Genomic DNA, 22082 nt, shown 5'->3' with positions numbered 1-22082 from the left:
GGCGCCGTTAATGCAGCTTGCAGATCATGCCATCTGCGGAGCTTTAAAAAAGGTGATTCCGGAAATGAGTGAACGAGGAGGAGAAACAATGACGAATGTATTAGTGGTGGGTTATGGAACAATTGGACAGAGGCTTGCCGACGGGGTTAGTCTGCAGGACGATATGAATCTGATTGGAGTTGTGGACGCGGCAATGAGTCTGTCGATCAGGGCCCTGAAAGAAAAAGGCATGCCATATGATCTTTATGCAGTAAACGAAACGTGCCGGGCCGAGCTTGCAGCAAACGGGATTCCAGTCCGCGGACTTTTGGAGGAAGCACTTGAGAAAACAGACATTGTATTGGATGCGACATCCGCAGGTGTTGGTGCGAAAAATAAAGAGCAATATAAAAAATATGGGGTTAAAGCGGTCTTCCAGGGCGGCGAGAAAAATGATGTGGCAGATGTGTTTTTTCACGGATATGCCAACTATGAAAAAGGCCTCCATGCGGATTTCCTAAAGCTGACATCCTGCAACACAACCGGATTGATCCGGGCAGTAGACTGCCTCGATAAAAAATGCGGGATTGAGAAGGTCGCGATTACCATTGTACGGAGAGTTGCGGACCCGGGAGATTACCACAGAGGATTGACCAATGCGCTGCAGGTTGACAAAGCGCCCAATCATCAGGCACTGGATCTGATGACGATTTTGCCGGAAATTAAAGCGACCGGAATCCTGGTGCACGCACCGGTAACCCATGGACACTTTATTACCGTAGTGGCAACACCGAAGAGAGATATATCAGTGAAGGAGGCAATCGATACATTCAAAGAGCACAACCGTATTCGCATGGTCAGACTGGATGAAGGATTTCAGGGCAATGCTTCAATCTTCAAATACGCAAGAGATCTTGGAAGGCCAAGAGGCGATCTGTATGAAATCTGCATCTGGGAGGACACCATCGTAAAATCTGGTAAGGATATTATGTTTGGAATACATATTCCACAGGAATCGGTAACCATTCCTGAGACGATTGATGCGATTCGTGCGGCAATGGCCATGGATACAGACGGAAAAACAGCGGTGGAAAAGACCAACAAGAATCTTGGCCTGGGAGGATGGAAATGATTAAATGGAAAACAGTGGACGATTATGATTATCGGAACAAAGTGACCTTGCTGCGAGTGGACATCAACTCTCCAATCCACCCAGGTACGAAGAAAATTTTAAACGAAAACAGGATTCATAAAAGCGTGCCAACCATCCAGAAGCTGTTGGATAAAGGTGCGAAGCTGGTGATCATCGCGCACCAGGGAGATACGCTGGATTACGAAAACTTGATTCCCATGGAAGAACATGCTCAAAAGCTGAATCAATATATAAACGGGGGTATCCGCTATATTGATGATCCCTGCGGTCCGGCAGCACAGGAAGAAATCCGAAAGCTGAAGGCTGGAGAAGGACTTTTACTGGGAAACTTGCGCTATCTTACTGAAGAAACCTCAACCTTTGAGAATGTGGTAAGTCTAAAGCCAGAATTGATGGAACAGACCTATCTGGTACGATCCCTGCTTCCTTTATGTGATTATTATGTCAACGACGCCTTTTCCGCAGCCCATAGAAATGCACCTTCCATGGCTGCATTCCAGAGGCTTCTTCCTACGGCAGCAGGCGAGCTGATGTGCCGGGAAGTTGAAGCGCTGGATCAGATTATTGAATCTCCGGACCACCCATGTCTGTTTGTGTTAGGAGGTGCAAAGATTTCCGATGCCTTTGGCATGATGAAGCAAGTTCTGGAAACAGGCAAAGCGGATAAAATTCTTACTTGCGGAGTTACAGGTGAAATTATGCTGATGGCGAAAGGCTATTCATTGGGAGAAAAAAAGGAATTATTTATCCGCGAGCGGGGACTGGACCGTTTCGTACAGGAGGCAAGGCAATATCTTGATAAATACCCACAAAAGATCGATTATCCAGTTGATGTGGTGTATGAAAGAAGCGGGGAACGCTGTACGCTGGACATTGACGAATTGCCCAAGTCAGAACTGTTTATGGACATTGGAGAAAAAACGATTGAGCACTATCGACGAGAAATCATACAAGCAAAAACCATTTTTGTAAACGGACCTGCAGGCGCTTATGAAAATCCGCTTTTTGAAAGAGGAACGAAAGAAGTCTGGGAAGCGATTGCAGCTGCAAAAGGCTATTCTGTCATCGGAGGCGGCGACACCGTCAGTGCGGCGCAGCGCTATATTAATCTGGATGATATTGGTTATGTCTGCACTGCAGGAGGTGCGATGGTGAGGTATGTATCCGGGACAAAACTGCCTTTAATCGAGGCCATGGACGGTGCACAATCAAAAGGTTAAAAGAACAGAGATTCTGGGAAAGGAAAACAAAATGAATACATATAAAATTGCAGTAATCGGCGGAGACGGCGTAGGACCGGAAGTTTGCAGGGAAGGAAAAAAGGTTCTGCATAAAATTGCAGAGCTGGATAAGGGCATCGGATTTGAATTTGAGGATTTCCCCTGGGGATGTGAATATTATCTGGAGCATGGTGAAATGATGCCGCAGGATGCCCTGGAGACTCTAAAAAAATTTGATGCCGTTTACTTGGGAGCAGTTGGATTTCCGGGGGTACCGGACCATATTTCTTTGTGGGATATTCTGCTGAAAATCAGAAAAGGGTTTGATCAATATATCAACCTGCGGCCGATCAAGCTGCTGAAAGGAGCCCCATGTCCGCTTGCAGGTGTAAAGCGCGAGCAGATTGACATGCTGGTTGTGCGGGAAAACAGCGAAGGCGAATATGCAGGAAGCGGAAGCTGGATGTACAAGGGAAAAATCAACGAAGTGGTGATACAGGACAGTGTTTTTTCCAGACTGGGATGTGAAAGGGTGATTCGCTATGCGTATGAATTAGCAAAAAAAGAGAAGAAAACATTGACAAGCATTAGCAAAGCCAATGCACTTAATTACTCCATGGTATTTTGGGATCAGATTTTTGAAGAGGTCGGACGGGAATACCCGGATGTGGAAACCTACTCCTATCTGGTGGATGCGGCAAGCATGTTTTTTGTAAAAGAACCTGAGCGGTTTCAGATCGTAGTAACGTCCAATTTGTTCGGAGATATTCTCACCGATTTAGGGGCAGCGATTGCGGGAGGTATGGGACTTGCCGCAGGGGCAAATATCAATCCGGAAAGGCTCTATCCGTCCATGTTTGAGCCGATCCACGGATCTGCGCCCGACATTGCGGGAACCGGGCAGGCAAATCCCCTTGCAGCGGTCTGGTCAGTCAGCCAGATGATGGACTTTTTCGGTTATGAGGAATGGGGAAAACGCATATTGGATGCCATTGAACAGCTTCTTACAGAAAAAAAGAGCCTGCCACGCGACTTAGGAGGGAGTTCGACAACAGAAGCTGTCGGAAATGAAATTGTGCGGCTGCTGGAACGGGCGTAAAGGGTAAAGGGATAAAATGCGGCAACGCCGCATTCAATGGGGAAAATCGTATACCCTAAGAATAAAAGACCCGCTGAAAAAGCTGATGTCTTCCGCTGATCTCCAATTTCTGATAGATATTGGATACATGCTTTTTTACGGTAGGCATACTGATTTGACATTGCTCCATGATTTCCGTATTGCTGAGGCCGTTTACCAGATACTGGAGCACTTCGTATTCCCGGAGGGTCAGGTGATTGGTTTCTTTGATGGAAAGAAGGATATTGTCGATGATGGTGGAATAGTCGTAAACACAGCAGGAGAAGGTCTGGTCAGAATCGTTGTAGCTGACGTTGACGTAATAGGACTTATCTTCCAGGTTGATTTTACTGTGGGTTTTCAAAGTTTCAGACACTTTGGAAGCGCCTCGGGCCGAGATTTCCTGCTTTAGCGTCTCGCACATGGCAGTAAACATATTCCGGATCGTATCCAGAGAGAGCTGAGAATGCAGGCCGGTGGTAATATTGGAATGCATGATGTTCAGATCCCGGTCGTAAACCATGTACACCAGAATATTATCGTGAGAAAACATAGTATATTTGCTTTTATCCAGATTATGCTTTGCCTCACAAACATCCTGAACGATTCTGGACAAGTGCAGTTTGAACATTTTGATCAATTCCAAATCCTGCGCGGTAAAATCCTCAGATTGCTTTGACCGATGCAGCCCAATGCCACAGACATATCCACTGGGGGAATTTTCCACAAAGAGATTGCCCTCGATGGAATAATACATATTGCAGGGCTTGAGGCATTCTTTAAAATAGCGGGTTTTCTCCCGCTCAGAGCGGGTAAAAATCTCCGAGCTTTTGAAGATGATGGGCTGTTTTAAAGAAACGATAGGCAGAGCATCGTCCATGTCACAGACCTTGAAATAATAGTTCAGATCCTTTCCCCATCCGGCAAAGATAAAATTTTCAAATCGAATGCTGTTCTGCCCTTTTTTAAAAATATAAATATCGCCTTTTTCAAAGAAGCAAAGTTTCTTTAGTTCTTCAAGAAAGTGCTGCAAAGCGTCGATTTTATTGTATGCAACATATAAATCCGAAATCATTTTGTTAAACGTATAAAATTCATTTTCATTAAAGGTAAATGCCATAATATTTCCTCTGCATAACATTTAGCAAAAACAGACTGTATATTTATTATATTTGATTGTATTTGAAAAGTAAATGTTCAATTCGGCAAGGTATACCAACGGCTACCATGGAAAAAATCCTACTGCAGAACAATTGTCAGAAAACTTGATCGGGTATATAGTTAATCTATACTTGGAAAAGACAAGACAACGGATAAAATGACGAAGGAAGGGAGTGAAAGAAAACGAATATAAAATTTAGAGCAGCCAGCCCGGCGATTACCGACGGCAGGCTGGCTGACAGATATGGGAGCTGGTCCAGAGAAGCTGAAATCGCCTATGGTATCCCGCTTACATCTTTTCCCCTCCGGTGGGAAGGGGTACCTGCGGGCACAAAGAGCTATGCGGTCATCTTTATGGATAACGACAACGCAAAAGGGGAAGGATTTCCTTTTATACATTGGCTGGCCTGCAACATTCCGGGGGAAATGACCGAGCTTTGCTACGGATAGAAAGAGAAGGGAGCAAATCACATGAACACAGAAAACAGAACTTTTTCTTTAGAAGGGGAAAACCATTTCCCCAGAATTGAAAAGCTGATCGAAGACTACAGAAAAGCCCGGCCCAGCGTAGATATCGAGCGGGCCAGAATCTATACCGAGTCTTTCAAAGAAACAGAAGGGGAAGACATCATTACCAGACGGGCCCAGGCCTTCAAGGATTACTGCGAGAAAAGAGAGATACGGATTGCAGACCACCAGCTGATTGCAGGCGATGTCGCCAGAATCCCCAGGGCTGGAGTTGTAGACCCGGTGTTTCACTGCGGCTGGCTCAGCGAAGAACTGGACACCATTGCCACAAGAAAACAGGATCCCTATTTCATTTCGGAAGAGGATAAAAAAGAACTGCGGGAAACCATTTTTCCATATTGGAAAGGCAAAATTGTCAGCGAACTCTGGCTCCGCCAAATCCCGCCTTATGTAAGAGAAATGGCCGTCAAGACCGGCATCATCGACGTGGAGATCAAAACTCAGAGCGCGGCCGGAGAGACAGCTCCTTACTGGGAAAAGGCCATGAATACCGGCCTGGGACAGATGGAAAAGGAGCTTGCGGATGCCATCGACGCTCTGGATCCGATTGATCCGGAAAGCTATGAAAAAATTACGTTTTATAAAGCCTGTAAGATGACCTTAGAAGGCTTAAAGCATTATATCCTGCGGTTTGCCGGTCTGGCTGAAGAGCAGGCCGATCAGGCGGCAGGCAAAAGAAAGGAGGAGCTGGAACGCATTGCTGCCAACTGCCGCTATCTTTCAGATAACAAACCAAAAACCTTCTGGCAGGGGCTGCAGCTTACTTACTTCATCCTGGCAGGCTGCATGATGGAAGGCAACGGCCCTTCCTATTCGCCGGGAAGAATGGACCAGTATCTGTATCCTCTGTACGCAAAGGATATGGAAGAAGGAAGACTGACGGATGCACAGACGCTGGAGCTGATCGAGGCATTCTATGTAAAGACAGCGGAATCCACTTGGTTTCTCAGTGCAAATGCGGCCATGTACTTTGCGGGATATCAGCCGTTTCACAGCATTATCGTAGGCGGGATTGACAAGAGGGGAAAGGATGCGACCAACCAGCTGTCCTACCTGTTTATCACAGCTAAAATGGATGTACAGCTTCACAGCCCCTCTCTGTGCGCCCGGGTACACCAGCAGTCGCCAGAGGAGCTGATTGCCCACATCGCCAAACTGGCCAGACTGGGAACCGGATTTCCGGCTATCTATAACGATGAAGTCGCCATTAAGATGATGCTGCTGTCCGGAGGAACGATGGAAGAGGCCAGAGACTATCAGATGGTTGGGTGTGTTGAGCCGTTTATGGGCGGCAAGATGGCCAAATGGTCAGACGGCGGCCACTACAACTATGCGGCGGCCATGGAATTCGTTCTCCATAACGGAAGAAGCATTATCAATGAGAACAAGCTGCTGGGTTTGGAAACAGGTGATCCACAGGACATGACTTACGATGAAATCAAAGATGCGGTGAAACAGCAGCTCAAATATATGATCGAGTCCATCAGCATCTGCGCCAATGTCAATGAGAAGGTCTGCGCAGAGCTGACACCGTACCCGTTTATTTCCACATTCCTGGAAGGGACGTTACATACAGGAAAAGATCTGACCCGGGGTGGCGTGAAATATACCATCGGGCCGGCGCTGATCGGCACAGGCATTGCAGATCTGGTTAACTCGCTTTCCGCAATTAAGAAGCACGTCTTTGATGATAAGACGATTACTATGGGTGAGTTGATCCAGGCACTGAAAGCAAATTTTGATGGTTATGAAAAAATCCGTCTCATGCTGCAGAATACAACGCCGATGTACGGAAATGACATTGAAGAGGTGGATGCGCTGGCAGGAGAAATGACTGATTACGCCTACAGTGTGATTTCCCAGTGCAAATCCTGGAGAGGTCCGCACTTTATTTCCGGTCTGTACCCGGTATCCTCACATGTTCCCCACGGACTGGTGGTAGGCGCTCTGCCTTATGGGCGGCTTTCAGGAAAGGCCCTTGCGGACGGATGCTCCCCAAATGGCGGAACCGACCACGAAGGACCAACTTCCGTATTAAAATCGGTTTCCAGAATCAATCACGAAGTCCATACCTCGGGCACCCTGCTGAATATGAAACTGGACCCTCAAAGTGTTTCGGGAGATTTGGGAATCAAGCGGATTTCCGACATCATCCGTACATTTGTAGACTTGAATATTTATCACATTCAGTTCAATGTAGTGAGCCGTGAGCTGCTGCGAGCAGCGCAGGACAAACCGGAAGAACACAAATCACTGATCGTGCGAGTAGCCGGATATAGCGCCTACTTCACGGAACTTTGTGAAGAAATGCAGGACGACATCATCAACAGAACCATACATCAGGCTTAAATACAGGAGATTTGTCAATGAAGGAAAAACGGACAGGGATTATCTTTAATACGCAGAAATTTTCCATACATGACGGCGGCGGGATACGGACCCTGATTTTTATGAAGGGCTGTCCGCTGCGGTGCATCTGGTGCAGCAATCCGGAATCCCAGAGGCCGGAGCCGGAAATCATAGATGTAAAAACCAATTGTATTGGCTGCGGGGACTGCGTTTGTGTATGTCCGAAGGAGGCAGTCAATCCCTTGAACTTTCAGATTGACCGGGGCAAGTGCGATGCCTGCGGCCTGTGCGCGAAAAGCTGCTACGCACAGGCTAAAAAGCTGACCGGTCAGGTAGTGACTGTGGAGGAGCTGGTGAATATCGCTGTAAAGGATCAGGTCATATACCGGAATTCAGGCGGCGGTGTGACGGTCGGAGGCGGCGAGCCTCTGACCCAGCCGGACTTCGTTTACGAGTTTCTCCGTGCCTGCAGCATGCGCAACATCCATACGGCCATTGAAACCTGCGGCTTTGGAGACTGGTCTGAGGTGGAAAAGGTTTTTCGCCAGGCCGATCAGATTTTATTTGATTTGAAATGCATGGATGAGGAAAAGCATCGGGCGTATACTGGCGTAAGTAATAAAAGCATCCTGCTCAACGCAGAAAAGGCGGCGGCCTCAGGCAAAGAGATCCGCTTTCGGGTCCCGGTGATCCCAGGGGTAAACGACGGGGAGAATATACGGCAAACCGGAGCGTTTGTCCGTGGGCTGCAGAGGCAAAACAGTCAGGTGAAGGTTGAACTGCTGCCTTATCATAATTTTGGAAAAGACAAGTATAAATGGCTCGGCAGAAAGTATGATCTGGGGTCTTTAGAGCGTATGGAAAAAGAGGAGCTGGGCCGATATTACAAGGTGTTGGAAGAATTGGGCTGTAATGTCGTATATTAAAAAAGGAGCCGGTCACTGTGCATTCAGTGGCCGGCTCCTTTTGTTGGGCTTCCGCATAGATTGGAAAAATGTCGCTTCGCGATCTTTCCTCATTGATGCGACAGCCCAACTCGATTAATTTATATGAAACGGCTATTTCACATAGGTCTCCATTGGGCGGATCATATAGTTGAGAGGGCCCATCTTATCGGTCGTAACATAGCCTGGCTCGGAGTTCATGACATCCGGTATCCGGTTAACAACGGAAGCACAGGTAATGGCTACGGTGTCCGGTTTCTTTAATACGAAGTCCTGGGTCGGTTCTCCGTAAAGGGTCCATTTGATCAAATCCTCTTCGCCGGGAGCATATACTTTTCCCACACACTCGGTTTCCAGCGTGATGCCTTCTTCTGTAGTGGTAATCACCGTAGCGGAGAGCCCGACTGCATGGCCGGCGGGGATTTCTGTCTGCAGAACATCGGACCATAACGGCTGATCGCAGGTCTGAGGGATGAATTTCTGTTCCTGTGTCTTTACAGTCAATCCCAGCAGGGAACAGATCCAGCCGTTGGCATTCCACATGTAGCATGGAAGGAAATCTTCTGTTTCCAGTACTTCCTGTCTCTTTTCCTCAGAAATATTATTAACAGCGGCAATGGTCTTTTCAAATTCATCCAGCGACAGGTTGACGCCATGAACCTTGGCCAGGGCAACTCCGTAATCTTCCGAATTATATACAACAGAGCCTTTAATTTTGGTGACTTTATTGGATGCCCCGGCGATGGTGGAAATAATGTATCCCCAGCCCATGTCCTGTGCTCCGGTCCCGCAGATGGTACAGTTGTTCTTTTTTGCAAGCTCATCGATTTCCTTTGTCATCTTATAGCGGGAGTTCCATGGATAAAAGGCCTCTTCACATGTGGAGATGGCATTAATGCCCAATTCCGCGCAGAGAAGGAAGATGTCCTGACAGTCGGGGAGAAGGGCCATGGTTTCAACAATGCATACATCCGGCTTAGTCTGGGTGAGGATCTGGCGGGCATCCTTGGCGTAGCTGACTTTAACGCCCTTGTTTTCTGTGCCCATGATCTCGCCAATATCTTTGCCAAAGGCGCGGTCGGATTTACCAAAAGCGCAGACCACCTCGCCACCATGGTCATAGACATACTTCATAGTTGGACCAGCCATTTTTCCACTTCCATACTGAGCAACTTTTACTTTACGATTCATTTTTTACCTCCTAAAATTTTCACAATGATTGATATGTTGATACGGCAAAATCAGCCGATCTGGATAAACACAAGTTATAACGGATATAAGGGCAGCCCTTTCACGAGGCGGGCTGCATTTTGACCAAAGATTCGCCCTTCCTTTTTCGTCAGAGCAGGCGGCCTCTTTTCCAGGATACAGGTCCCGGGCCCAGCCTTCTGATGCATGAGAAACACCTTCTCTTTTGATATTCCGATTGCAATGCCCACCTTGGAAGCCTGAGCTGAGCCAAAGGTGTGCTCGTTCAGAGCAGAGGCGGGCGCAAGGGTGCGGGTGCTGAACAAGCCTTCCTCCTCGATTCCGTACTCGATCTGCGTCACATAGCAGGATAGGGAGTCCTCGGTATAAAGCAGGTGGATTGCCGGGTATCGGTTATTCATGGCCCCCTCCTTTTTGCGCTTTTGCTGCGCCATCTGGTTGGGGTGAAGACTTGCGGTCAAAGGCTTCTTCTTTCTGAAGGAATGCATAAAGCAGGCCGCTAGCAACCGCATTCCGCGGCCCCATGCACCCGCGAATATTGCCTTTCCCGCTGGTGATGCCATAGTAGGCCAAAACATCCGTCAGCATATTTGGGAGTTCAAAGTCCAGTGAAGAGCCACCGACCAGCACCACATGCTCGAATTCATGAAGGGTGCCTGTAGCAGAAACCTTCAACAATGCCCGAAGCACATTGTTGACAAGGACCTTTCGTTTGATCTCTCTGCGGACGGAACGAACCTTTTCCAAAGAATGCCTGGTATTGATCGGCAGATATCCGTCCGGTTGAATGGACAAAAGTTTGGCGAAAAAGTCACTGTGGAGCGGCTCTTTGAAAAACTCCACACTTCCGTCTTCGTGGCGCAGGTGAAACAGGGACTCGGCTCTTGCCAGAGGATATTTTTTGATGGCTTCCGCTTCTTCTCTGGAAGAAAGGCCCAGCTCTGCCTGGATCAGCTCGGTCACCATGTTGCCCGCGCCAGCCAGGTGGATGGTCTTTTTCCGGCCATCACTGTGAAGATAACAGGAATCCGTAGATCCGGCGCCAATATCAACAACCAGGATGGGCGTTCCGCTTCCCGGCGTCGTGAGGGTTCCAAGGACTGCCATATCTCCCTCGACACCGCCGATCTCCGTGGGGCAGCCGACTGTTTCCTCCAGTAGAGCCGCCAGGTGCTGCATGTGCAGCTTTTGGGTCTTTACCATGGCCGCGATGCCGACGGATTTTTCCATATAAAACTCATTGGCCAAGGAGCCGATCACATTTTGCGGCACCAAAGTGTCTACGGCCATCAGATCCTGAATAAAGATGGAATCTTCCGGCGTATCGGTGACTTGAGCCATCTTTTTGCGAACCGACTCCAGCATACCGCCGACATTCGTACCGCTGCTGCCGTGGACATCACGAATCGAACCGGCACGTTTCACCTGATCCATAATTTTTTGGGCACCGTCGTCCACGTTGACCCGGTACTGCTGCCTCTGTCCGTCGATGATGATTTCGCCCGCCGGGATGATCCGTTCATGGATGCTGCCGGAAGGCGTTTTGATGACAACGGCAGAGCGGTTGCCGATCAGCGCTTTGGCAATATGGATTACATGCTTTGTCTCCGCAGAAGAGAGAGAAAAGGCGGTCGCAATGCCATAGGGGTTGGTGAGAAAGTCGATCGACGCACCCGGCCTTGCCACCTCTACGGCACACAGATAATCCACCGGAACCTTATCGATGAGGGAGACCTCATCCACGATGGGAAGGGTTTCCGAAAGCCGATTGCAGATCAGCACCCCGTCATCATTTTGGACGATCAGTCCTTTGATGGAATAACCATCTTCAATGGCCAGATTAACCTCCCTGGCTGCGGTAATAAAGTCGTGCTCCTCTGAAATAATAACGATATGCGGCTTTTGTTTATCTGCTGCGGGAAGATCCTCCAAAAATACGGTGTAGCCGATGCCAAGACCAAGGCCACCGGGAGTGTCCGGGTTGTGGCCAATCATGGCAGATTCGGTAATGACCGTCTGAGTGATCGTTTCCATGGCAAAATCACCGATCACAGGAGTTGCCTCGTTAATACGGATCAGATCCAGAGAAGACAGCGGGATATCCATATCCGCACAGGCTTCTTTTAGAGAATTGATCATTCCGTAAAGGTTGTCTTTTGTACCTTTGATACCGGTTGTTTTTGTTATTCCGCTGGTGCAGCGAAGCAGCCGCCCATCCTGGATCTTGCCCAGAGCAGTTTCGGTGGTAGCATTTCCGATATCGATACCAGCTACATAAGTGATCATAGGCTGCTCCTTTTACCGGTTGTGCTTGAGGCGGTTGCTGTCTTGCAGGATTTCGCCTGCCTCCCGGACGAACTGAGCGGTCTCAGCGGCTCCGTATTTGTTTTCCAAAGCATCGGCAACCGCTAAAATGTCTTCCATTTCACTACGGAAAGGGCGAATAGTGTTATAGACTTCCAAAATATAGTCATCGGGAACATTGGTCAGCTCCGCCGCGCGCCGCAGATTGGCCGCAATCTGAATATCGCCTGCCGACTGGGCGATTTCGGCCTGCATCAGCAAGGTGTCCTTGTGGATCTTTCCGTCCTCCATTTTGACCGTCCCTGCCAGAACGTTTTCCATGGTCAGTTGGCCTATGGGTCTTCCGGACATGGCTTTCAGTTTGTCAGGGTGCTTTTCCAGGAGTGGATAATCGGTTTTGTAATTTAAGGTATTCATGGGTTTTGCCGTTCCTTTCTGTAATTATATAAAAGAGACTTCAAGCTCTACCGGTTTGATGTTTTTGATCTGAGCTGTTTCGTGGTTGTGAAGAAGGGTTGTTTTCAACATATAAAATCTCGTGCTGCTGTCGATATCGCCGGGAAGCGGTTCAGGGCTTTCCCCTTTTGCGTATTTGGCCGCATTTTTTCCGATAGCCCGGTAGGTTTTTTTGTCATAAAGCGGCGACTGAGGGAAAAGCTCCAGATTGTCCAAAGGTACCAGATCTTTTTGATGGATCACCGTAGTCCCTCTTGACTGGATACCGATGCTGATGCCTGAGCCGCTCAGCCTGGAACCTGCGCTGCTGATTACAGCCAGATCAGAGGAGCTGTAGCATTTGATAAAGCGCGGTTTCATGCCTTCCTCTTCGATGCCGGCAGCAAGCTCGCGGAGCACGATTTCATGGGGGAGGTCTACGATGGTCTTTCGCTGCTGCTGCCCAAAGCTTGGAGAAACTGCAATAACAACTTCATCTGGATTTGTACCAGGAGCGGCAGGGCCGCATTCGGTGATGCCATTGATGTAGGATTCATCCCTGGAGTCGATAAAGTCATCTGTGGAAACAGCGCCCATGTGCTGCTGCATCTGATCCCACCGCGCATCCGAGATCTGATAGCCGGTCGTCGGTCCGGCATAGTCGTTTTCGTTATTGATCGCGCTTATCACGTGGAAGTTTTCGTCAAAGATTGCAGAGGTGTGCAGATAGTCTCCTGCAACGCGCTGCTTGAGTATGGTCAGGATGTTTTCTGCAAGCTCCTCGTATCCGGCCTGGTACAAAACCTTCACAATATCAAAACCATTAAAATCGCTTTCCATAATGTGGGTAGCCGCTTTTATGTCTTCTGCAACGTTTCTCTTTGGCATATCGGAAGATTTGTAGGCGTAAACAGCAGCCTCTACTTCTTCATCGGTGATCTCAGGAAAATCCATCGCGTAGAACAGTGCCTGCATAGCCTGGGCTGCTTTGCGGCGATGAGCAATTACCTCCTCATTGCTGACTGGATGCAGTGCTCCATCTACCTTCATATCGCGCTGAACCATATAATAGTTGGCGTAGTTATCGCAGTCCATGGTGCTGGCGGAGAAGGTGTTGTCGCAGTTGGGAATAGAGGCATACCCGGAGGTGACCAGATCGGTGCCGGGCAGCATCTGCATCAGTAGCTTGGACATGCTGCGAGCCAGAGAGTGGGAAAAATAGGTGTCGTTACCAGAGGCTACTTCCAGTCCCAGCATAGAGGTCAGCAGATTTTCTGCGGCAACAGCCCGAAGCCCTGAGGGCATGGACGAGGATAGGGGCAGTCCGTCGATAGAACCGTTCTGCGTGCCCTGGGAGCCGCCAGCTTTTACCATCCAGACACAGCGCGCTTCCAGATACAGCATGGATTTTCCTTCCGCATAGCCCATCATGACCTCAGAGCCGGTACCAGAGGAAAAACGCATTTTCATACCCCGGGCGGCGTAGGCGGATGCCAGGAAAGATTTTGACCAGGGAGTATCATCTCCGTCAGACATGACCGCCTCGGTACCATATACGGAAACGGTTTCTGCGTAAGAGGTGAAGCCCTTCATGCCGATCTTCAATTCGGTGGCTTCCTCCAGGGAACACTGGGTGATAACGCCTGGGCGGCCGACCTGGCTTCCGATCATCAGCGCAATCGCGTTGAGCGGTGCGCAGCGAGTCACACTGCAGGTAGTCTCCAGTTCGGCAAAACCGCGGAGGGCAGCTTCGGCGGCATCGGCAGCCATCAGTACCGGATTGTCCAGCAGGTTGGTCACATGGGCCTGATTGGCCGGACTTTTTCTGGCTCGCATTTTCATTTGTGCCATCATGATTTCCACAACGTTCATTTTGCTGACCACATCGACCAGTTTGGCAGGAGTCAGGCCGGAGGCGATCTTCAAAAGGTCACGTCTTGAAACGTTGATATCTACCAGCATCTTTGCGATTTCCGCGGAATCAAGGGCCATAGAGGTTTCCGCCTCAGAGACATTGATTCCATATTTAACAATGAATTTGTCGATAAAGTCAAATTCATCCCTGGTTTTTCCATCCATCTCCACAATCTGGCCATCTACGATTTTAATGCTGGGGCGAGGGTCGTTGGGGCTGTCCAGTGCGACTAAACCGACTGCAGGATCCTCCCACGCGATAACATCTTGGGTTACAGGGGCCTGCTCATATTTTTGTCTTCGTTTTGTTGATTTCATTTCCTACTCCTTTTCTACTTTGGTTTCTTTAAGAATCCCTGTGAGGACCATAAAAGTTTCCTCGTAACCTTATTTTAACATAAAGATTGCTCAATATTCTGAAAATTCTCCTGAGAAACGATGGGGACGAAAATCTTTATGCTATATAATAAAGCAAATTTTATGCCAAAGATAATCGGCCCTAAAGAATAATGATAAAACTATACTGGCGGCTACTGTTGGAATGGGGCGTTTTCTGCTATAATAAGAATGTAGAAAAAGCGGAGGCAAGTGGAAGGAGGATAGAGCATTATGGAAAAAAAACATTCAGAGAAAAGCAGTTCGCCATGTGAAACATGCCGCCATTATGAAGAAAAACGAATGGATATCTTGTTCGAAGTTATGGATAATGAGAATGATGTGACCTTAGCGGACGGGAAGGGCGTTGTGCTGAGAGTCAGCGATTCCTACGAAGACCATTTCGGTCTGAAGAAAGAGGAAATTATAGGTAAAACCGTGTGGGAGCTGGAGGATATGGGGGTCTTTAAGCCGTCGGTAACTGCTGCTGTTTTGGAAAAGAAGAAAAACACCACCATTATGCAGAAGAACAAACAGGGGCGGGATGTACTGACTACTGGTGTTCCTGTTTTCGGAAAAGATGGAGAAATCGCATATGTAGTCAGCTTTAATTCGATTCATATTGCAGGCGTTACGAGCCTGCAGAGCCAATATGAACAGTTAAACACAATGATGCAAGCGTATAATCAGGAAATCAATAAGCTTCGATTAAGAGATTTGAGAGAAAAGAAATTTATCAAAAAGAGTAAGAGTATGGAAAATATCAGCGAATTGATTTCGCAGATTGCGGATACAAACGCGTCCGTATTGATTACAGGAGAAACGGGTGTGGGAAAAAGTATGGTTGCCAAGCTCATTCATGAAAACAGCAACCGTTCAGAAGGCCCTTTTGTGGAGATCAACTGCGGGACAATTCCTGAAAATTTAATCGAATCCGAACTGTTCGGCTATGAAAAAGGATCCTTTACAGGAGCCAACAGCAAAGGGAAAATAGGAAAAATAGAGCTGGCAAAAGGAGGAACTTTGTTCCTGGACGAAATCGGCGAAATCTCGCTCAATCTGCAAATTAAATTTCTGCAGGTCATACAGGAAAAATTGATAACAAGAGTAGGTGGACTTAGTAAAATCGAGGTGGATTTCCGTCTGATCACCGCGACGAACCGCGACCTGGAAGACGATATTCATCGGGGGCTCTTTCGGGAGGATTTGTTTTATCGTCTGAATGTAATACCAATTCATATTCCGCCTCTGCGCGAACGCAGGGAAGATGTCCTGCCGTTGATTTTGAATGCTTTGGAACGGTTTAATTCTCAATATGGAAGACATATAAAATTGTCGGCAGATGCCCTTCAGATATTGGAACGGCAGACGTGGCCCGGGAACATCCGCCAGGTAGAAAATCTGGTTGAACGGATGGTCGTTACTTCCAGGGGCGAGCTAATAAGGATAGAAGACCTGCCTGCTGACTTGGAATGGGAGACCATGCAGCAGACGCCGGAAACAACGGGACAGCTGAAAGAACGGCTAGAAAATTATGAACGCAACATCTTTATCGATGCCTTTAAGGAACATCAGTCAAGCGTAGCAGTGGGAAAAGCCTTGGGAATCAGTCAGACAACGGCTGCGAGAAAGCTGCGTAAGTATATTCCGGGATATGCAAATTTGAACTAGTCAAAAATAGCTATTATAGTCAAAAATGGCTATAGTATGAAAAAGTGCTGTTATATTCAGATTTAGGCACGAGGAAGAGGAAAAAGGAGGTTTAAAAGTATAGCCAAAAATGCCTAGTCCTGCAACAGGCCCATGGTTGAAACCCTGGGATGAATCGAAATCTTTTGATCAAATTCCAGCAGGATAAAGGACTTGATTTTTTTAGTGCAAATCCGTAAATTCTCCTAAAATCCGTAACGCCCGAAAATTTTTTTGTCCTGCAGTTCAGTGATTTCTTAGTTTTGGCGCGAACCTTGCACTTTATTAATTTCGTAAAATCAAATTCATTATTCATATGTATTAAGGAGGTATCGCTATGAACGAACACGACAGGGCTGTACAAGCCAGTGAACCCAAGCTAAAGAGGGTGCTTGGAACTCCCGGCCTGGTCTTTTTTGGTTTGGCATTTATGAACATTACATCGATTATACTGGGTTATGCAATCGTTGATCAAATGACACATGGAATGGTGCCGCTCTCCATCCTGATCTCATTTGTGGTCATGCTGATCACAAGCTTCAGCTATAAACAGATGTCCATGCAATATCCGATGTCCGGATCCGCCTACACCTACACTTCTAAGGCAATCAATCCATATGTAGGTTTTTTTACCGGCTGGGCGATTCTTTCCACCTATCTGATCCTTCCCGGATATAACTTCTTGTTGTTCGCATTGTACATGAATGTTTTAATTCCCGGTGTCCCTATGTGGGTTTGGATCGTAGCCTCAATCGTCATCGTTGGCGTGATTAATTTTTTAGGAATCAAGCTGCTTTCTATTGTAGATGCAATTTTTGTAGTTATTTTTGCTGTATTGCTTACTGCGATTGCGATTTCTGCTATCGTTCATCTGTCCGGAAATTCAACTGCTCCCGGGTTCTTCGATGGTCTGGCGAATCTGTATAAGCCGGAAGCGGCAAGTGAAGTTGGAGGAATGGGCATTTTACAGGGTGCGGCATATATCTGTTTTTGCTATTTGGGTTTTGATGCCATTTCAACGCTTGCTGAGGAAACGATTGATCCTACCAAAAAAGTTGGACGTTCTATGGTTCTTTCTGTTGCCATAGGCGGTGCGATTTTATTGCTGTTTTCGTTCCTGTTTGATCTGTGCTGGTCTGATAAATGGAATATGTATGATAACCCGGATACAGGGGCAATCGAGATTATCCGCTCTGTAGGCGGCGATACCCTTGGTTATATAACAAGCGCAATTTTGGTTGTTGGTGTCTTTGCTTCCGTATTGTCCATTGAGACTTCTGCGACAAGGCTGCTGTACGGAATGAGTTGTGATAAAGTAATGCCAAAATTCTTTTCCAAACTGCACCCGAAATTTAAAACTCCGGGTTATGGAATTATATTTGTGTCTGTTTTAGGCCTTTTGGCGCTTCTGCGGGATCTGGAGGTCATTGTTTCCCTGCTCAATGTTGGTGCGCTGATTGCCTTTATTCTTGTAAATATAGCGGTAATCGCCCAGTTCTGGATCAAGAAAAAAGACAGGGCAGGCTTTATGAACAAGTTGAAATATTTAATCGCCCCGGTTATTGGTACGTTAAGCCTGGCGGTTGTACTGATCAATGTCGGAATATACGGCCTGGTTTTGGGATTTGTCTGGTTGCTGGCCGGCTTTATTTTTCTCGCGTACCGGACAAAGATGTTTAAAGAACTGCCGCCTACCTTGAAGGGGTTCTAATGGCCTTGGATACTGACAGTTTTGGGCCTTTGATCCGGGCCGGACGTCAGAGAAAGTATCGGAATTGATTTTAAAACGCTTCAATTCCGATACTTTTTTCGTTTTTGCCGGAAGAAACAGTAACTTCTATCTTTTTTCCATCAGACACCTTGCGCCGTGACCGCATTGTGATATAATTATTTAATCTGGGATTTTAGTATCTGATTCAGGCAGGTCAAGCTGAGTCAGCGGCTGGATTTCAGAATCTGAACCAAGAACAAGAAAAAGCCGGTAAATCATTTGAATCATCGCCAGGCAGGAAATTTTTATGAAAAAAACAGGTTTAATAAATTTGGAATATGTAAATACTGTAATTAAGGAACGTCCGAGGGACATACATAAAGGTGACTGCGGAAAGGTTCTTGTGATTGCAGGCTCAGTTGGCATGGCAGGCGCGGCCGTGCTTTGCGCGCGGGGAGCGCTGCGATCCGGAGCAGGACTCGTACGGATATCTGCTCCCAGAGAACTATATCCCATTCTGCAGGTGGGCGTACCGGAAGCCACATGTGTCCCGAGAGAGCTTTCCTTACCGGAACTGATGGACAGCGATGCCATCGCAGTTGGTCCGGGGTTAGGAGATGATGGGCAGAACGCCAAGCTTATCCGTACAATCTTAAAGGAATATAAAAAGACCGTCGTCCTCGATGCCGATGGGATCAATACCATCAGCCGGGCGGATCTGCTGGATGAACTGCGGGAAACGAAGGCCCAAGTGATCATGACACCCCATCCTGGAGAGGCTGCAAGACTTCTCAGTTATTGCGGGATTGAAACTTCCCGGATGGACAGGCCCAAGACGGCCCAGCTGCTGGTGGAACAGACCCGGGCTACCTGCGTGCTCAAAGGCAGCGGAACCCAGGTGGCAACAAAAGACGGCGAATCATATACTAATACTACAGGAAACCCGGGAATGGCTGCCGGCGGCAGCGGAGATGTGCTGACAGGCATCATCGCAGCGCTGGCCGGACAGAAGCTTTCTCCGGCGGACTGTGCAAAGGCGGGAGTGTTCATCCACGGGATGGCAGGGGACCTGTGCGCCCAATCTCTTGGAGAGACGGGTATGACGTCCCTGGACCTGGCAAACATGGTTGCTCTTGCTTTCAAACAAATCATAGGAAAATAAAACTTGAATAGATAAGGAGTGAAGGACTTGCTGGTAAAGAAAGGCGATCTTTATTTTGCAGATTTAAGTCCGGTAATCGGCTCCGAACAGGGCGGCGTCAGGCCGGTCCTGGTGGTTCAGAACGATGTAGGAAACAAATACAGCCCGACCATAATCGTGGCTGCCGTTACCTCACAGAAAAATAAAGCCAATCTGCCGACCCATGTGGAAATCGCAGCGGACGGCAATGGTCTCAGCAAAAATTCAGTAGTGCTCTTAGAACAACTCAGAACAATTGACAAGAAACGATTAAAGGAACGAATTGGCACACTTGACCATGATCGTTTACCGGATGTAGATGAAGCATTAGGCGTAAGTTTGGGAATTGCAAATCCCAATACGTTTGAATAATTATGAATAGCAAAAAGCGGGGCGGCCCTGGGCTGCCCTGCCCAATGCTTTTATAGATAGAATTAACACAGGAGGAAGAAGAATGGATTACACACAGTTTGAAAAAACAGCGGCCAATATCCGTACCGGTATCGTCAAAGCAATACATAATGCGGGATCCGGCCATCCGGGAGGCTCTCTGTCAGCGGCGGATATCGTGACGGCGCTGTACTTTAAGGAGATGAACATCGATCCCCAAAATCCCAAGATGAAAGACAGGGACAAGTTCATACTATCCAAGGGGCACGCAGGTCCGGTGCAGTACGCAGCCCTTGCGGAGAAAGGCTATTTCCCTAAAGAAGATATTCTCCAGCTGAGAAAGCTGGGATCCAAATTCCAGGGTCATCCGGATATGAAAAAGGTTCCCGGAATCGAAATGTCCACCGGCTCACTGGGCCAGGGATTTTCTGCTGCCGGCGGCATGGCCATGGCAGCCAAGCTGGATAAAAGCCCGGCGAGAGTCTACGTCCTTTTGGGAGATGGAGAGATTCAGGAAGGGCTGATCTGGGAAGCGGCCATGTCAGCGGCTCACAATAAGCTGGACAACCTGACTGCTATTTTAGACTGGAATGGTCTGCAGATCGACGGTAAAAATGAAGATGTAATGACAGTTGCTCCTGTTGATGAAAAGTTCCGTGCTTTTGGCTGGAACGTGATAAAGATCGATGGCCATGATTTCGAACAAATTTTCGACGCTTTTGCCCAGGCAAGAGCCTGCAAGGGGAAACCGACGATGATCATCGCCAAGACGATCAAAGGAAAAGGCGTTTCCTTTATGGAAGGAGAATACGGCTGGCACGGAAAGGCGCCCAATGAAGAGCAGACGAAACAGGCGATTGAGGAACTGGGAGGTGAATGGTAATGGCAGATAAGATGGCGACAAGACAGGCTTACGGCAATAAGCTGGTTGAGCTTGGAGAAACATATGACAACCTGGTGGTAATGGACGCAGACCTTTCCAAATCCACCATGACCGCTGAATTCGGCAAAACTTACCCAGAGCGCTTTTTCAATATGGGAATCGCTGAACAAAATCTGTACGGCACAGCGGCCGGACTGGCTCTTTCGGGAAAAATCGTATGCGCCAGTACCTTTGCCATGTTTGCTTCCGGCAGAGCTTTTGAGATCATACGCAATTCCATCGGCTACACAAAAGCCAATGTGAAAATTTGTGCTACCCACGCAGGGATCACGGTTGGCGAAGATGGAGCCAGCCACCAGACCTTTGAAGACATTGCTCTCATGAGAACGATTCCGGGAATGACGGTGATCAATCCGTCGGACGGTGTTTCCGCTGGAAAACTGCTGGAACAGGCGGTTGCCATGCAGGGGCCTTGCTACGTAAGGCTGGGGAGAGCCGCGGTTCCGGTATTTTATGATGAAAGCGCAGATATCACACTGGGAAAAGGCAGTCAGGTACGACCGGGCAAGGATATTTCGATCATTGCTACCGGAATTATGGTCAATGAAGCGGTGATGGCAGCCGAAGAGCTGGCAAAAGACGGCATTGACGCTCGTGTAATTGATATACACACCATAAAACCCATCGATGAAGAGATCATTATCAAGGCGGCCCGGGAGACCGGAAAAATTGTCACTGCGGAAGAACATTCGGTGATCGGAGGACTGGGAAGTGCTGTGGCAGAAGTTATCGTAAAAAATACGCCGGTGAAGATGGCCTTTGTAGGACAGAAGGATACTTACGGAGAATCTGGAAAACCGGAAGAATTGAAAACGAAATACGGCATGACCGCTGCTGATATTGTTTTGGCAGCCAAAAGCCTGTAAGTGTGAAAGAGGAGAGATCGCTTTATGAAAAAATCGTTTTTGTGTCTTAGTTTGATGCTGATTATTTGTCTATCCCTGGCAGCCTGTGGTTCTTCTCAAACCAAAGGAGCACCGGATAAGGCTGAGGCAACGGAAACAACTCAAGCTCCGGCAAAGGAAAAAGTATTTGAAACCAGCGACGAGCGCTTTCAGATCACAGCCGATGAGGATTGGTCTGATGCTAAAGATGTTTTGAAGATTGAGGACGCTACGTTATCCATTTCCAAAGGAACGGAAGGCTATATTGCGCTTATCAGTGAAAGCAAATATAACTTTTCTAATGAACTTTCCGGCTACAATAAGCTGGTAGTGAAGCATATGGAAAAAAGTATTGATGACGAAAAAACTAGTGAATCACAAACGATGAAGCTGGGTAAATATGATGCTTACAAAACAACCATTTCCGGCAACGTAGAAGATGTGGCGATGACGTATCAAATCTATTGCACTGAAATTGAAGATCGGTTTATTCAGCTGACTTGCTGGAGTTTAGACGGCAGCGAGAAAAAGTTAGCCCCAAAATTTGACAAGATCGCGCAGACCTTGTCGCCGGTAAAAGATTAGAAAAACAAGTAA

Annotated in this window: 19 protein-coding genes; 13 read left to right on the top strand and 6 right to left on the bottom strand. The window is 47.7% G+C overall.

What is annotated here, in order from left to right:
• The first annotated feature begins 88 nt into the window (after positions 1 to 88).
• Genes NIA71_RS05295 through NIA71_RS05285 form a run of 3 tightly spaced genes read left to right on the top strand, consistent with a single transcriptional unit; the run spans position 89 to position 3451 of the window.
• Positions 89 to 1111 carry a type II glyceraldehyde-3-phosphate dehydrogenase gene (locus NIA71_RS05295; RefSeq protein WP_253019840.1) on the top strand — a complete coding sequence of 341 codons (1023 nt, stop codon included), beginning with the start codon at positions 89 to 91 and terminating at the stop codon, positions 1109 to 1111.
• On the top strand, positions 1108 to 2352 hold the full coding sequence (locus NIA71_RS05290; RefSeq protein WP_253019839.1) for a phosphoglycerate kinase: 1245 nt from the start codon (positions 1108 to 1110) through the stop codon (positions 2350 to 2352). The genes NIA71_RS05295 and NIA71_RS05290 overlap by 4 nt, the downstream gene beginning before the upstream one ends.
• Positions 2353 to 2383: 31 nt before the next feature.
• Positions 2384 to 3451 (top strand): tartrate dehydrogenase, encoded by a 1068-nt coding sequence (locus NIA71_RS05285; protein WP_148395962.1) that lies wholly within the window; start codon positions 2384 to 2386, stop codon positions 3449 to 3451.
• 55 nt (positions 3452 to 3506) lie between these two features.
• Here NIA71_RS05285 and NIA71_RS05280 read toward each other — a convergent pair whose 3' ends face one another.
• Positions 3507 to 4589, bottom strand: a complete 1083-nt coding sequence (locus NIA71_RS05280) for a response regulator transcription factor (RefSeq protein WP_253019838.1) — start codon at positions 4587 to 4589, stop codon at positions 3507 to 3509.
• Between the two features lie 230 nt (positions 4590 to 4819).
• Here NIA71_RS05280 and NIA71_RS20045 point away from each other — a divergent pair, with 230 nt between their 5' ends.
• From NIA71_RS20045 to NIA71_RS05270, 3 genes are read left to right on the top strand one after another with little or no spacing between them, the layout of a single operon-like run.
• Positions 4820 to 5080 (top strand): YbhB/YbcL family Raf kinase inhibitor-like protein, encoded by a 261-nt coding sequence (locus NIA71_RS20045; RefSeq protein ID WP_148395978.1) that lies wholly within the window; start codon positions 4820 to 4822, stop codon positions 5078 to 5080.
• A 21-nt stretch (positions 5081 to 5101) separates the two neighbouring features.
• The gene (locus tag NIA71_RS05275) at positions 5102 to 7507 is read left to right on the top strand and encodes a glycyl radical protein (RefSeq protein ID WP_148395960.1); all 2406 of its coding nucleotides are present in this window, start codon (positions 5102 to 5104) and stop codon (positions 7505 to 7507) included.
• A gap of 17 nt (positions 7508 to 7524) precedes the next feature.
• On the top strand, positions 7525 to 8433 hold the full coding sequence (locus NIA71_RS05270) for a glycyl-radical enzyme activating protein (RefSeq protein WP_253019837.1): 909 nt from the start codon (positions 7525 to 7527) through the stop codon (positions 8431 to 8433).
• A 132-nt stretch (positions 8434 to 8565) separates the two neighbouring features.
• Here NIA71_RS05270 and NIA71_RS05265 read toward each other — a convergent pair whose 3' ends face one another.
• The 5 genes from NIA71_RS05265 to NIA71_RS05240 form a co-directional block, all read right to left on the bottom strand.
• A complete protein-coding gene (locus NIA71_RS05265) occupies positions 8566 to 9642 on the bottom strand; it encodes a dihydrodipicolinate reductase (protein ID WP_148395958.1) in 1077 nt (358 codons plus the stop codon).
• A gap of 74 nt (positions 9643 to 9716) precedes the next feature.
• Positions 9717 to 10061 carry a glycerol dehydratase reactivase beta/small subunit family protein gene (locus NIA71_RS05260; protein ID WP_253019836.1) on the bottom strand — a complete coding sequence of 115 codons (345 nt, stop codon included), beginning with the start codon at positions 10059 to 10061 and terminating at the stop codon, positions 9717 to 9719.
• Positions 10054 to 11943: a diol dehydratase reactivase subunit alpha gene (locus tag NIA71_RS05255; protein ID WP_253021276.1), complete on the bottom strand. Its 1890-nt coding sequence runs from the start codon at positions 11941 to 11943 to the stop codon at positions 10054 to 10056. The genes NIA71_RS05260 and NIA71_RS05255 overlap by 8 nt, the downstream gene beginning before the upstream one ends.
• A gap of 15 nt (positions 11944 to 11958) precedes the next feature.
• Positions 11959 to 12381, bottom strand: a complete 423-nt coding sequence (locus NIA71_RS05250; RefSeq protein WP_148395956.1) for a diol dehydratase small subunit — start codon at positions 12379 to 12381, stop codon at positions 11959 to 11961.
• Between the two features lie 24 nt (positions 12382 to 12405).
• Positions 12406 to 14631, bottom strand: a complete 2226-nt coding sequence (locus NIA71_RS05240) for a propanediol/glycerol family dehydratase large subunit (protein WP_269478478.1) — start codon at positions 14629 to 14631, stop codon at positions 12406 to 12408.
• A gap of 291 nt (positions 14632 to 14922) precedes the next feature.
• On the opposite strand from NIA71_RS05240, the gene NIA71_RS05235 reads away from it, so the two are divergent.
• From NIA71_RS05235 to NIA71_RS05205, 7 genes are all read left to right on the top strand, one after another.
• Positions 14923 to 16359 carry a sigma-54 interaction domain-containing protein gene (locus NIA71_RS05235; RefSeq protein ID WP_253019835.1) on the top strand — a complete coding sequence of 479 codons (1437 nt, stop codon included), beginning with the start codon at positions 14923 to 14925 and terminating at the stop codon, positions 16357 to 16359.
• Positions 16360 to 16714: 355 nt separating this feature from the next.
• A complete protein-coding gene (locus tag NIA71_RS05230) occupies positions 16715 to 18088 on the top strand; it encodes an APC family permease (protein ID WP_253019834.1) in 1374 nt (457 codons plus the stop codon).
• Between the two features lie 307 nt (positions 18089 to 18395).
• Positions 18396 to 19250 carry an NAD(P)H-hydrate dehydratase gene (locus NIA71_RS05225; protein WP_227755378.1) on the top strand — a complete coding sequence of 285 codons (855 nt, stop codon included), beginning with the start codon at positions 18396 to 18398 and terminating at the stop codon, positions 19248 to 19250.
• A 27-nt stretch (positions 19251 to 19277) separates the two neighbouring features.
• The gene (locus NIA71_RS05220) at positions 19278 to 19640 is read left to right on the top strand and encodes a type II toxin-antitoxin system PemK/MazF family toxin (RefSeq protein ID WP_227755377.1); all 363 of its coding nucleotides are present in this window, start codon (positions 19278 to 19280) and stop codon (positions 19638 to 19640) included.
• An 82-nt stretch (positions 19641 to 19722) separates the two neighbouring features.
• Complete coding sequence (locus tag NIA71_RS05215; RefSeq protein ID WP_148395950.1) at positions 19723 to 20541, top strand: transketolase; 819 nt, start codon at positions 19723 to 19725, stop codon at positions 20539 to 20541.
• Entirely contained in the window at positions 20541 to 21467 is a 927-nt protein-coding gene (locus NIA71_RS05210) for a transketolase family protein (protein ID WP_253019833.1), read from the top strand. The genes NIA71_RS05215 and NIA71_RS05210 overlap by 1 nt, the downstream gene beginning before the upstream one ends.
• A gap of 24 nt (positions 21468 to 21491) precedes the next feature.
• Positions 21492 to 22070 (top strand): hypothetical protein, encoded by a 579-nt coding sequence (locus NIA71_RS05205; RefSeq protein ID WP_148395948.1) that lies wholly within the window; start codon positions 21492 to 21494, stop codon positions 22068 to 22070.
• Positions 22071 to 22082: the final 12 nt, after the last annotated feature.

The organism is Ihubacter massiliensis, assembly GCF_024125305.1.
Lineage (GTDB): Bacteria > Bacillota > Clostridia > Peptostreptococcales > Anaerovoracaceae > Hominibacterium > Hominibacterium faecale.
The sequence above is the reverse complement of the archived record's forward strand: the minus strand, read 5'-3'. Positions and strand labels throughout refer to the sequence as shown.